This window comes from Joostella sp. CR20 (assembly GCF_038433465.1).
Classification (GTDB): domain Bacteria; phylum Bacteroidota; class Bacteroidia; order Flavobacteriales; family Flavobacteriaceae; genus Galbibacter.
Genome location: NZ_JAESVF010000006.1, coordinates 117,938 through 131,495 on the forward strand (window position 1 = coordinate 117,938; position 13,558 = coordinate 131,495).

The window sequence follows — 13,558 nt, forward strand, 5'->3', positions numbered from 1 at the left end:
TTAGCAGTTTTGTATTTTATATGACAAATTTTGAAGAAAATATAGAGGTAAAAGGCGCTAGAGTCCATAACCTTAAAAATATAGATGTTACAATTCCGAGGGAAAAACTGGTGGTTATCACTGGTCTTTCTGGTAGTGGAAAATCATCCTTAGCTTTTGATACGATTTATGCTGAAGGACAACGAAGATATATCGAAACTTTTTCGGCATATGCGCGTCAGTTTCTCGGCGGATTGGAACGTCCGGATGTTGATAAAATTGACGGACTTTCGCCAGTTATTGCTATTGAGCAAAAAACAACTTCCAAGTCGCCTCGTTCTACCGTTGGTACAATTACCGAGATTTACGACTTTTTACGTTTGCTTTACGCTCGTGCTTCCGACGCATACAGTTATAATACTGGCGAAAAAATGGTAAGTTATAGCGACGAGCAAATTAAAAAACTTATTTCCGAAGAGTACAGCGGAAAACGCATTAATATTCTTGCGCCAATTATTAGAAGTCGTAAAGGGCATTACCGCGAGTTATTCGAGCAAATATCAAAACAAGGCTTTGTAAAGGTTCGTGTGGATGGCGAAATTTTAGACCTTACCAAAGGCATGAAGGTTGACCGTTACAAGGTGCATGATATTGAAACTGTTATTGACAGACTGCAAATTGACGGTAGCGAGAACACTTCAAAACGTCTCAGTGAGAGTATCAATACTGCTATGTACCACGGAGACGATGTGTTGATGGTTATCGACCACGATACAAATGAAGCGCGCTATTTCAGTAGAAATTTAATGTGCCCTACTTCTGGTATTTCGTATCCAAATCCGGAGCCGAATACTTTTTCATTCAATTCTCCAAAAGGAATGTGCCCTACTTGCAGTGGCTTAGGAAAAGTACACGAAGTAAATCTTCAAAAAATTATTCCAGACAATACGTTGAGCATCAAATCTGGAGGGATAGCTCCGCTAGGCGAATACAAAAAATCGTGGATTTTTAAGCAACTTGAAGTCATTGCGCAACGGTACGATTTTAAATTGACAGATGCTATCAAAGATATTCCTGCTGAAGCGATGGAGGTTATTCTTCACGGGGGTAATGAAAAATTCGCTGTAGAATCGAAGACGCTTGGAATTACGCGCGATTACAAAATTGACTTTGAAGGAATTATCAGTTTTATAAAAAATCAATTTGAGGCAAGCGAATCTACTTCCATTCGACGTTGGGCAAAAGATTTTATGGATAAAATAAACTGTCCAACTTGTGAAGGTACTCGTCTCAGACAAGAATCGTTATACTTCAAAGTAAACGAAAAAAACATTGCCGAATTAGCGTCGATGGATATGATTGAGTTGGATGGGTTTTTCAAAGACTTACCTAAACAACTTTCAGCAAAACAATTTAAAATTGCAGAAGAAATCTTAAAGGAAATTACTGCTCGGATTAACTTCTTGCTAGATGTTGGTCTCAATTATTTATCGCTTAACAGAAGTTCTAAATCGCTTTCTGGCGGTGAAGCACAACGTATTCGCTTAGCAACACAAATAGGCTCGCAACTTGTAGGAGTTTTATATATTTTAGATGAACCTAGCATTGGACTTCATCAGCGCGATAACGACCGCTTGATAAAATCATTAGAATCGCTTCGAGATATAGGAAATTCTGTAATTGTTGTGGAGCACGATAAAGACATGATTGAGCGTGCTGACCATGTAATTGACATCGGTCCGAAGGCAGGAAAACACGGCGGTAAAATAATTTCTGAAGGACCTCCTACGGAATTAAAAAACTACCACACCCTTACTGCGGATTATATTACGGGGAAAAAAGAAATTGCTATTCCAGAAAATCGCAGAGAAGGAAACGGAAAATTTATAGAACTAAAAGGTTGCACAGGAAATAACCTAAAAAATGTAAATGTAAAGTTTCCGCTCGGAAAAATGATTGGTGTTACAGGAGTTTCAGGAAGTGGAAAATCAACCTTAATTAACGAAACCCTCTACCCTATTTTAAACGCTCATTTTTTTAATGCGGTAAAAAAACCTATGCCTTACAAAAGCATTAAAGGCTTAGAGCATATCGACAAGGTAATCGACATTAATCAATCGCCAATTGGGCGCACGCCACGTTCAAATCCTGCAACTTACACAGGAGTTTTTAGTGAAATCAGAACGTTATTTACACAAACACCAGAAGCGATGATTCGCGGTTACAAGCCAGGAAGATTCAGTTTTAATGTAAAAGGAGGTCGTTGCGAAACCTGTCAAGGAGCTGGTGTTAGGGTTATCGAAATGAATTTCTTGCCCGATGTAACAGTAGCGTGCGAAACTTGTAACGGTAAACGCTTTAATAGAGAAACACTTGAAATTCGTTACAAAGGAAAATCTATTGCCGATGTTTTGGATATGACCATCAATGAAGCTGTAGATTTTTTTGAAAATATACCGAAAATATACCGCAAATTAATTACTTTGCAAGACGTAGGTTTAGGATATATCACGCTAGGACAACAATCTACCACATTGTCTGGTGGAGAAGCCCAACGTGTAAAACTGGCTACCGAATTATCTAAAAAAGATACGGGGAACACTTTTTACATTTTAGATGAACCTACAACTGGATTGCATTTTGAAGACATCAATGTATTGATGAATGTACTGAATGTTTTAACAGATAAAGGAAATACAGTACTTATTATCGAGCACAATTTAGACGTTATCAAAATGGTAGATTATATTATTGATATTGGTCCTGAAGGTGGAAAAGGTGGCGGAAACGTTATTGCCACAGGTACGCCAGAAGAAATTGTAAAAGTAAAAAAGAGTCATACAGCTACGTATTTGAAGCCTGAACTCAAGAAATAAGAAAATTAAATTTTAAAAATATGAGAAAAGAAAAACACCATAAAGGATGGAACGAGATTAAAACAAACGACTCTTGGGCTATCTTTAAAATTATGAGTGAGTTTGTAAATGGTTATGAAAAATTAAGCAGAATTGGGCCATGTGTGTCTATTTTTGGTTCTGCAAGAACAAAGCCAGACCATAAATATTATAAGTTAGCAGAAAGTATTGCTCAGAAAATTGTTGAAGCAGGATACGGAGTTATCACTGGTGGTGGTCCTGGAATTATGGAAGCGGGAAACAAAGGAGCGCATTTGGCAGGAGGAACTTCTGTTGGACTTAATATCGAGTTACCTTTTGAGCAACACGACAACCCGTATATCGATAGTGACAAGAGCTTAGATTTCGATTACTTTTTCGTTAGAAAAGTAATGTTTGTTAAGTATTCTCAAGGTTTCGTAGTGATGCCTGGAGGTTTCGGAACACTCGATGAATTGTTTGAAGCCATAACTTTAATTCAAACCAAAAAAATTGCAATGTTTCCTATCATTTTAGTGGGAACCGATTTCTGGGGAGGTTTAGTCGATTGGATTAAGAAAACACTACTCGAAGCAAACAACAACATTAGCGAAGGAGATTTAGACCTTGTAAAGGTTGTAGATACCGAAGATGAAGTAGTTGAAATTTTAAATTCGTTTTACAAAAAATTCAATTTAAGTCCGAATTTTTAAAATGAAATAAGCGTTTCTCTTCAAAAGAAATAAAATCATTAAAGTCTGAATTTACGAAAGTTGTTCAGACTTTTTTCTTTGGTAATATTCAGAATAAACCATTGTGAACTCTGCTCCCATAAAAAATATCAGTCCCGCGTAATAAACCCAAAGCATAATTAAAACTACTGAGCTAGCACCGCCATACACAGATGCTGGCGAGGAATGTCCGAAATAAAAACTGAGCAACATTTTCCCAAACAAAAACAACAATGTAGTTGCCGAAGCACCAATAAATGCAGTTTTCCATTTAATTCTTTTATCTGGAAGAAACCTATAAATAACTCCAAATAAAGCTGTAATTACCAATAGGGATACAATAAAATTAAGACCGCCAACCACTACCGAAGCTATGTCTGGATAGTAATCTTTTATATAATTATTTAAAATTGAAATGGCCGTGGAAACCATTAAAGAGATAATCAATAAAAAACCTATCGCCATAATTAATCCGAATGAAAGCACTCTGTTTATAATCATTTTCTTCCAAGATGATTTCTCTTCTTCCACTTTAAAAATTGTATTCAATGTTTTTTGAAGCTGAAAAAACACTCCCGTAGCACCAAATAATAAAGTACAGGTACTCACAATAATGTTTAATGTAGAATTGTCGTCGATACTAGCACTAGACACCATTCCCTCGATCGCATTTGCTGATTCATGTCCGATAAGGCTAGAAAATTCCTGAGTTATATGTCCTTGAACGGCTTCTCGACCGTAAAACAGACTTGTTACCCAAATAATAATTAATAGTAATGAGGGCAAAGAAAACAAGGTATAGTATGAGATAATAGCGCTTTTTGCAAACGGATCAATAGCTAACCAATTCGTAAAAGTGGTTTTGATAATTTGTAGCGTGGATTTTATCTTCATAATTTGAAGTTAGCTAAAAACTTTACAAGAAAAAAAAGACTGTTAGCAATTTAGAAAATCCCTAACAGTCTTTAAGAAGAATTTATGTGTTTCTTGAACTTTTAATTATTTACCGTAATGAAACCTGCAAGAGGCTATTAGTAATTTTTGGTTTTCATATTTATACACCAATCGGTGTTCAGATGTAATACGTCTCGACCAATATCCTTGCAAGTCTCCTTTTAGAGCTTCGGGTTTACCAATACCTTCAAACGGTGTACGCATGCAATTTTTAATTAAATCGTTGATGCGCTTTAGAATCTTCTTATCAACTTTTTGCCAATACAGATAATCTTCCCAAGAAGAACTCGACCAAATTAGTTTCATTTTATTTGATTAATTCTTTCTCCTCTCCTTCTCCAGACTCAAGTTCTTTTATAGAATTTAAAAGTACATCACGGTTTTTACCTGTAAGTAAATAAGTTGTTTCTTTTAACGAATTATATTCATCTAAAGAAATTAAAACAAGATCCTTACCATTTTTACGCTTAATGATAACATCGCTTACATCATTTATAACTTTGTCAAACCAATGTTTTAGGTTTGATCTAAAGTCTGTGTAGTTTACTGTTTCCATACTACAAAAATAAAAAAAAGTACTCAAATGAGTACTTTTTTTACAAAGTTTTATAATTTTTTGAATATCCGCAATGTATCATACTAAGATTAAAATGTCAGGTCGAACGTAGTCGAGACCCTATTTAAAACCAGTTAAGTCAAATAACCTCTCGACTACGCTCGAGGTGACAGTGCGTTATGACAGATTGCGGACAATCTTATTTTTTTTAAGCTGAATTTCTACTCGCATTAATATTTCCGAATAGAGAACGTGTAACCATTCGCTCATACACTTCTAATAATTCAGGATCAATATCCTTTTTAGACGCATTCATTTCTTGAATTTGTCTCAAAGCAAATTGTTGAATTGTTAATAGTGGTAAAACGATTTTTTCACGAACTTGAATCGACGCTTTCATCGAGCGAGAATCTTCCATCAATTCAGCATAACCAGTTAATTTCAGTAACATTGCTTTACTACGTTCGTATTCTTGGTAAATAATTTTCCAAAAATCGCCAAACTCCTTATCGTCTTTCATGTAAGCCGTAAGTTTAAAGAACGACTTTGTTAAACTCATCATACTGTTTTCTAGCAACGTACGGAAGAATGCTGAGTTTTTGTAAAGTGAAACAACTTTGTCGAATTCATCATTATCAACAAAAGCTTGGATAGCAATACCAACTCCGTAGAAACCTGGTACATTTTGCTTTAACTGACTCCAACTTCCTACAAAAGGTATCGCTCTCAAATCAGAAAAAACAAGTTTATCGCCTCCACCTCTTTTAGATGGTCTACTTCCAATGTTTGTTTTTGCATAGTATTTCAAGGTACTCATTCGCTCTAAATACGATAAAAACTTAGGGTGATTTTTAAAGTCAACATAAGCTTCGTAACTTATTTTAGCTAAACGATCCATAGTTTCTCTATCTTCTTTCCCTAACCTGTCTTTTTCGTCAGCAAAAACGTTGTTTACAATACCAGAACTCAATAGTTGTTCCATATTGTATTGACAAGATTCTAGCGTTCCGAAATTAGAACTAATGGTTTGCCCTTGGATAGTAAGCTGTACTTCTTCATTTTCGATAGTCGGACCTAAAGAAGCATAGAATTGGTGTGTTTTTCCACCACCACGTGCTGGAGGTCCTCCTCTACCATCAAAAAATACTACTTTAATATCGTATTTACGAGAGATAGCCGTTAGCGCTTCTTTGGCTCTGTAAATCCCCCAGTTTGCCATTAAATATCCACCATCTTTTGTTCCGTCAGAAAAACCTAACATAATGGTTTGTTTGTTTGCTCTACGTTTTAAATGTTCAGCATACGCTTTGTTTGTGTATAGCGTCTCCATAACATTATGCGCATCTTCCAAATCTTCTACAGTTTCAAAAAGAGGCACAACATCTACGGTTGGGGTTTCCCAATCGCACATACGGATCATCGCAAAGGCTTCCATCACGTTTAAAACACTACCGTTATTACTGATAATATAACGGTTAGAACCTAGCTCTCCATTGTTTCGTTGAATGGTTTTCATGGCGTAGATAGACTCCAAAGTGTTTCTACTCATTTCGTGCTTAAACAAACTTGGATTTACCTTTCCTACAATTTTACTAAGTACATTTATTTGTTCTGCTTCGGATAACGTACTGTAATCTTTTGGGAAAATATCTAAGCCCATTTCTAAAGATTCCGCAGCAATATTCGATAAAACATTGTGATGTACTCTCGAATCTTGACGAATGTCTAAGGTTGCAAAATGGAAACCGAACAGTTTCATTTTATTGATTAAATCGTTAATTTCATCAACAAACAACGACTGATGCTTGGTTTCTAATATTTCTCTTATTTCTAAAAGTGTATTCATTGTTTCTTCCGCAGTAATAGTAGTTCTACCACTTTGCAAGAAGATATTTTCATAGAGTTTTGACTCTAAATCGGTTATAAGTTTATCGACATATTTAAAAGTAATTCGTCGGCGGAGTCTTCGAACGTCTCTGTAGTAGTTCTTTAAAACTGTACTTCTAAGTCTGTCGGCAACTTTCAGCGTGATATCGGTTGTTACAAACGGATTTCCATCGCGGTCTCCTCCTGGCCAAAAACCTAAGTTTAATACTTGGTTTTGCAATTCTTCTTCTCCAAAAATATTGTCTTGTATATAATCAAATATTTGGCTCGAAGCATGATAAAAAACGTTCTCCAAATACCAAATTAAGCTCACAGCTTCATCAAAAGGCGTTGGTTTTTCTTTTTTGAAAAAAGGAGTTTTTCCTAATTGCGCCAACAGCTTTTTAATAAGATTTAAATCGTTTTCACGAATTGCTTTTGCCAAATCGGTAATAATTCCTAAAACAGAACCTGGATAGAACTGCGTAGGGTGTGCCGTAAGTACAGGGCGCACTTTAAAATGTTTTAAGTACTCTTTAAGTTCTGGAATTTTGTTTTTGGCTTCGGCTTCTTCTTTAATATTTCTAAGTGTTCCTCTCCCATCCATGTTGTTTACCACAGGAAAGGTAGCATCTTCAATAGCATCAAAAAGCACAACTTGGCGCTCAATGTATTGAATAAATCTAAAAAGAAGATCGAATTTTTCGGTGTCGGTTGGTTTATCGCAATATTTTTCAAAAAAATTACCAACTATTTCCGTAGGAGTTTTATTTTCATCGTAACCTTTTTCACAAACTTCAGAAAAAAGCGGTAGCATTACTCCTGTGTTGCTTATTTCATCAAAAGGCAACGTGATGAAAATACTGTTGTAAATTTGATATCTTGATAAAACACTTTCATTAAATCGGTCAATCTTTGGTTTTCGTAGCATATAATTTTTCTGTTTTACGTAAAAATACAAAAAACCCTCTCAAAACAAGATTCAAGAGGGTTTCTTTATGGATTTAAAACAGAAATTTTACAAATCGTTAAAAATTGTATGCATTAATCTACGTTTGTCGTTAATGCTTTCTTCCAAAGAAATCATAGTTTCTGTTCTTGAAACACCGTCGATATCATCAACTTTAAAGATAATGTCTTTAGCGTGTTTTGTATCTCTAGCTCTAATTTTACAGAAAATATTGAATTTTCCTGTAGTAATATGCGCTACTGTGATGTAAGGAATTTGATTTAAACGCTCTAAAACAAATTTTGTTTGATGAGTTTTCTCTAAGAAAATTCCAACATAAGCGATAAATGAATATCCTAATTTTACGTAATCTAAAGTTAAAGAAGAACCTTTAATAATTCCAGCATCTTCCATTTTCTTTACTCTCACATGAACTGTTCCTGCAGAAATAAGCAATTTCTTTGCGATATCTGTAAAAGGAGTTCTCGTGTTGTCGATCAACATATCAAGAATTTGATGATCTACTTCGTCTAATTTAAATTTTGCCATAGCTTTTTTATTATCTTTAAATAATATGCAAAAAAAATAAAAAAAACTGAATAATCGATAATTGTTTGGTAATTATTTTTTCAACAAATCTATACTTTTCTTAAATTTTTCTTAGTAAATCTGTTAAATAACCATTAGTTAATTCATGTATCGGTATGGGATTAATTTCTACATTCCTCATATCTAATTCCTTATGACCAATGTATTCTAGGCTTTCGTCCACATGTTCAACAGTGGGCATAAACTCTATTTTATCATTTTTTAACGTTTCCTTAAAGAATATTGCTACATCCTTAAAAATAATTTCTGATTTTTCCTGAATCGGGAACTTACGTAAAACTACATCGTAAAATAACTTTCCGTTTTCTGGAATATCAAAATAGCTTTCATAATTCTCGCCTGTTACCTCGCCTGAAGCCATATACTCCAGTCCACTAACTATCGAAAACGCAATAAACTTTCGAGTTTCTTCTCGCTCATAATCTTTTGGGAAATGCCCAGATTCAAACAATATAGTAGGAACTCCTTCCGACTGGAAAGTATCGCCAATACAATTTAAATTAAATCCATCATCATACCTCCCTACTTGCCCAGGAATAAATCGCTGTAAAAGCTTATTCATTTCAGCAATTACCTCCATGCTCTTTTTACGTCCATTAGTAACTTTTCTATCAGCGTCTTCTGCAGGAGTTAAAAAGGACACAGTTGCAGGCTTATGTGTGTTTGCTACACTAAAAATAGTACGTTGATCGTGTAGATTAAAACAAAAATCTGGTTGAAAATCATTAAATACAGCTCTCAACACATTACTTTCTGGCTGTGTTCGGTTTTGAGCATCTCTATTTAAATCGACTTCATTACTATTTAAACGTGTGTATGCTTCGGCGCCATCGGGATTTAACATCGGGATAATACACAAAGTGAAATTGGAAGTTATAAACTCGTAAAAGCTTTTGTTTTTCGACAAATAAGATAACATATCGAACACTGCTTTTGTGGTTGTCGATTCGTTTCCGTGCATTTGAGACCACATTAAAACTTTAAACTTTCCGTGACCGATAGTAAGTTTTTGTATTGGTTTTTCTAAAACTGAATTTCCAACGATATCAATTTTAAATGTATCAGTATACATTTCCAGTAACGGAGAAATGTGTTTAAGATGAATATATCTTCCTGAGATTCTTTGCTCTTTATACAAAGAATAGTTTGCTATAAGTTCTTGTGTAAAAGTCATAGGTAATTATATGAGTTTACAAATGTAAAATTATTCAAGTTTATCTTTGTAAACAACGTTTTGTTACATCTGTAAACATAATATAAAGATTATTTCTAAACAGATTATACATTTGTAAACATTGTATTGTTACAGATTAACATTTACAGTTAATTAATATATTAATTAACTTATTTTCAGTATAATTACATGGCTTATCTAAATTTATAGTTTAATTATTATAGCTTCTATCAACTGCATCTTGTTTTATTTTGAATTAATGTTTACATTTGTAAAATCTAAATCATACTAAATATAGTTTACAATGGTAAACAAAGAAGATTTTATAAAACGATTGGAAAAAGTGTTGGAATTTTACGACTTATCGGCTTCTGCTTTTGCTGATAAAGTTGGTGTACAACGCTCCTCTATTTCTCATATTCTCTCTGGAAGAAATAATCCTAGCTTGGATTTTATCATGCGAATTCTTAATAATTTTCCAGAGGTAGAATTGTATTGGTTACTGAATGGAAAAGGAAATTTTCCGTTATCGGAAACTTCAGAAGAAAACATTTCACCTCCTGCTCTATTTGAAACCAAGCAAACGGTTGAGACACCTTCAGCAAAAATTGAAGAAAGTCAAACTTCTTCACCAATTACAATAAAAGACCACCAAAAAAATGAAATAGCGCGTATCGTGGTTTTTTATAAAAACGGTACCTTTGAGGAGTATAAAAATATTTAAGAATGAAGAAGCTGGTATTTGCCTTTATAATCGCTTTAGGATTTACGTCTTGCTACCAAACCGAAAGGAATTGTGCTGACTTTAAAACTGGAGAATTTGAGTTTACCTACACTATAAACGGAGAAAAAAAGACGAGTAAATTTATACGCAACGACTCTATTGAAATTGATTATTACGAGAATGAAATAGACACCAACTCGGTGAGATGGATTAATGATTGTGAGTTTATCGTTAAAAAGATAAATCCTAGTTCAATGCGTGATGCAAAGGCTATACACATGAAAATTTTAACTACCACAGACGATTCTTACACTTTTGAATTTGCTACAGTGGGCGATAAAAAGAACAAGAAAAAAGGAACTGCTCGAAAGATTAAATAAAAAAACGGCATTTTAATTAAAATGCCGTTTTTAGAAAACTCTTATTTTTTATTCAAAATCAAACAAGGTTGGGCCGTCGTCGTTTTTAGACTTTTTCTCATCGTCTGAAACTTCCTCTTCGTCATTTACATCTAACTCCTCAGGAATTACTTCTTCTGATTCCTCGAATGGTAACGGTTCTAATAAATTTATCTGATTGATTTTTTCTTTTGTTAATTGATTTCCAATTGCTGAAATTCCTTTAACCGAAATAAACTCCTCTACATTAATTTCTTGATTTGGCTTACGGTCTTTACCACGCTCTTTGGTAAATTCGATTTCAGCTACAGGCCTCCAATCGGTTGAAACTACTTCTAATTGCGAATTTGGATGGTCTGAAATAAACGATTCTTCCTTCCCTTCTTGTTCAATTAAAAAGCGTTTGATGTAGTATAGTTCTTTTTCTCCGTTGTAATAAATTGCCGAAATTGGTTTTTTAGGATTCCATTTTTCTAATACAATCATATTATTATCAAAATGCATTGTAAGCTCTGGAGTAACCACTTTTACCAAACCATTTTGCGTAATAATAAGTATTTTATCTTCACCTCTAAATGCTCCTAAAAGTTCGCCACGACCATCAACATTTAAACGTTGCACGGTATCGTCAAACCAAATTTTACGAGGTTTTAAGGTTGAAACTCCTTTTTCTTTTAATTCAATTCGCTTCACAGCATATTTACTTACGATATTTCCTTTTGAATTTCGTCCTTTTATTAAAATATCTGCAAAGTCTAAATCCCATTTAAGTTTTTTAATACTTCCTACTTGGCGTAAAAACACGGTAATTACTTCTGCTTCTCCATTTGGATTGGCAGAAAAATAATACACAAAAGAACCTGGCTTTTCGTTAGTTAAATCGTATTCTCTATCGCGCGTAATACTTGCAACATTAAAACGTTTGATGTAGGTCGCTCCGCCTTTCCCATCTTTGTAAACCATATTGTAGGTGGTACGTTTGTCTTTTTTCTTGAACACCGCAACATGAATAATATCCTTTCCTATAAAAGTTTTACTATCCACTTTCGTTACCATCATTTTACCAGTAGCGGTAAAAGCAATGATATCGTCAATATCACTACAATCGCATACGTATTCATCACGTTTAAGCGAAGTTCCTATAAAACCTTCTTTTCTGTTAACGTATAATTTTGTGTTTCTGATAACAACTTTCGTCGCTTCAATATCGTCGAAAATTCGGATTTCAGTTTTACGCTCTTTTCCTTTTCCATAGGTAGTTTTTAAGTTTGTAAAATAATCAATCGCAAATTCAATAAGGTTCGCCAAATGATGTTTTACTTGCGCAATATCACCCTCTAAAGCATCAATTTTTTGTTGTGCTTTATCTATGTCGAATTTTGAAATACGCTTAATTCGAATTTCTGTTAAACGCACAATATCTTCTTCTGTAATGGCGCGTTTTAAATGTGTAATATGTGGCTGGAGTCCTTTATCTATGGCTTCAATAACACCTTCCCAAGTTTCTTCTTCTTCAATATCACGGTAAATTCTTTTTTCAATAAAAATACGTTCCAAAGAAGCAAAATGCCATTGCTCTTCAAGTTCGTGTAACTGAATTTCGAGCTCTTGCTTTAACAATTGAACTGTGTTATCAGTAGAACGACGAAGCATTTCACTAACCCCAATAAACAATGGTTTGTTGTCTTCAATAACACAACCTAAAGGGGAAATTGAGCTTTCGCAAGCGGTAAATGCATATAATGCGTCAATTGTTTTATCTGGAGAAAGTCCAGACGGCAAATGCACCAAAATTTCTACTTCAGCAGCAGTATTATCTTCAATCTTTTTAATTTTGATTTTCCCTTTATCATTAGCTTTCAAAATAGAATCTATCAAGCTAGATGTGTTGGTTCCGAAGGGAATTTCAGTAATAACCAATGTATTTTTATCGAGTTGCGAAATTTTAGCACGCACACGCACTTTTCCTCCGCGCAACCCATCGTTATATCCAGTTACATCCATTATTCCAGCCGTTGGAAAATCTGGATAAATGGTAAATCTTTTTCCTTTTAAATGATTGATAGACGCATCGATAAGCTCGATAAAGTTGTGTGGGAGAATTTTAGTAGACAATCCCACCGCAATCCCTTCGGCTCCTTGCGCTAGTAATAATGGAAATTTTACAGGAAGATTGATAGGTTCTTTTTTACGGCCATCGTAGCTTAATTGCCATTCGGTAATTTTCGGACTATAAACGACTTCGAGTCCGAATTTAGAAAGACGCGCTTCAATATAACGAGAGGCTGCCGCACTATCACCCGTAAGAATATTCCCCCAGTTTCCCTGAGTATCTATCAATAAATCCTTCTGACCGATTTGCACCATAGCATCGGCAATACTTGCATCTCCGTGTGGATGGTACTGCATGGTATGCCCAACAATGTTCGCAACTTTGTTGTAACGGCCATCATCGAGTTCTTTTAAAGAGTGCATAATTCTACGCTGTACAGGTTTGAATCCGTCTTCGATAGCCGGAACCGCACGCTCTAAAATTACATATGAAGCATAATCCAAAAACCAATCTTGATACATCCCGCCAACACGGGTAATCGTTTCTTGACTGTTATTTTCTTCAGGATTTAATTCTGTATTTTCTTCCATATTTAATATTCATTTGTAGGGATGTAAGGATGCAAAATGACTATTTATAGTCGTTTGTTAAATGGATAACAGTTTCTTTTCTAAAACTCTAACTTCAAACAT

11 protein-coding genes are annotated in these 13,558 nt (G+C 34.5%); 4 read left to right on the forward strand and 7 right to left on the reverse strand.

Annotated features, from left to right (window positions below; genetic code table 11):
* Nucleotides 1-20 precede the first annotated feature (20 nt).
* Both uvrA and JMA43_RS09745 read left to right on the forward strand, forming a co-directional pair.
* A complete protein-coding gene (uvrA, locus tag JMA43_RS09740; RefSeq protein ID WP_342156324.1) occupies nucleotides 21-2,855 on the forward strand; it encodes an excinuclease ABC subunit UvrA in 2,835 nt (944 codons plus the stop codon).
* A 20-nt stretch (nucleotides 2,856-2,875) separates the two neighbouring features.
* Nucleotides 2,876-3,565, forward strand: coding sequence for an LOG family protein (locus JMA43_RS09745; protein ID WP_342156326.1), 690 nt, complete (start codon nucleotides 2,876-2,878; stop codon nucleotides 3,563-3,565).
* 51 nt (nucleotides 3,566-3,616) lie between these two features.
* On the opposite strand, the gene JMA43_RS09750 is transcribed toward JMA43_RS09745, so the two are convergent.
* The 6 genes from JMA43_RS09750 to JMA43_RS09775 all read right to left on the reverse strand — a co-directional run bounded on the left by JMA43_RS09750 (nucleotide 3,617) and on the right by JMA43_RS09775 (nucleotide 9,691).
* Nucleotides 3,617-4,477: a YihY/virulence factor BrkB family protein gene (locus tag JMA43_RS09750; RefSeq protein ID WP_342156327.1), complete on the reverse strand. Its 861-nt coding sequence runs from the start codon at nucleotides 4,475-4,477 to the stop codon at nucleotides 3,617-3,619.
* A gap of 105 nt (nucleotides 4,478-4,582) precedes the next feature.
* Nucleotides 4,583-4,843, reverse strand: coding sequence for a Txe/YoeB family addiction module toxin (locus tag JMA43_RS09755; RefSeq protein ID WP_342156329.1), 261 nt, complete (start codon nucleotides 4,841-4,843; stop codon nucleotides 4,583-4,585).
* Nucleotide 4,844: 1 nt separating this feature from the next.
* Nucleotides 4,845-5,093 carry a type II toxin-antitoxin system Phd/YefM family antitoxin gene (locus tag JMA43_RS09760; RefSeq protein ID WP_342156391.1) on the reverse strand — a complete coding sequence of 83 codons (249 nt, stop codon included), beginning with the start codon at nucleotides 5,091-5,093 and terminating at the stop codon, nucleotides 4,845-4,847.
* Between the two features lie 208 nt (nucleotides 5,094-5,301).
* Nucleotides 5,302-7,890, reverse strand: coding sequence for a phosphoenolpyruvate carboxylase (locus JMA43_RS09765; protein WP_342156331.1), 2,589 nt, complete (start codon nucleotides 7,888-7,890; stop codon nucleotides 5,302-5,304).
* 87 nt (nucleotides 7,891-7,977) lie between these two features.
* Nucleotides 7,978-8,457 carry an Lrp/AsnC family transcriptional regulator gene (locus tag JMA43_RS09770; RefSeq protein WP_342156332.1) on the reverse strand — a complete coding sequence of 160 codons (480 nt, stop codon included), beginning with the start codon at nucleotides 8,455-8,457 and terminating at the stop codon, nucleotides 7,978-7,980.
* A gap of 100 nt (nucleotides 8,458-8,557) precedes the next feature.
* Nucleotides 8,558-9,691, reverse strand: a complete 1,134-nt coding sequence (locus tag JMA43_RS09775; protein WP_342156333.1) for a M14 family metallopeptidase — start codon at nucleotides 9,689-9,691, stop codon at nucleotides 8,558-8,560.
* 304 nt (nucleotides 9,692-9,995) lie between these two features.
* On the opposite strand from JMA43_RS09775, the gene JMA43_RS09780 reads away from it, so the two are divergent.
* Complete coding sequence (locus JMA43_RS09780; RefSeq protein ID WP_342156335.1) at nucleotides 9,996-10,415, forward strand: helix-turn-helix transcriptional regulator; 420 nt, start codon at nucleotides 9,996-9,998, stop codon at nucleotides 10,413-10,415.
* Nucleotides 10,416-10,417: 2 nt separating this feature from the next.
* Nucleotides 10,418-10,795: a hypothetical protein gene (locus JMA43_RS09785; protein ID WP_342156337.1), complete on the forward strand. Its 378-nt coding sequence runs from the start codon at nucleotides 10,418-10,420 to the stop codon at nucleotides 10,793-10,795.
* 48 nt (nucleotides 10,796-10,843) lie between these two features.
* Here the strand turns inward: JMA43_RS09785 and JMA43_RS09790 are convergent, their stop codons facing one another.
* Nucleotides 10,844-13,456 (reverse strand): DNA gyrase/topoisomerase IV subunit A, encoded by a 2,613-nt coding sequence (locus JMA43_RS09790; protein ID WP_342156339.1) that lies wholly within the window; start codon nucleotides 13,454-13,456, stop codon nucleotides 10,844-10,846.
* Between the last annotated feature and the right edge of the window lie 102 nt (nucleotides 13,457-13,558).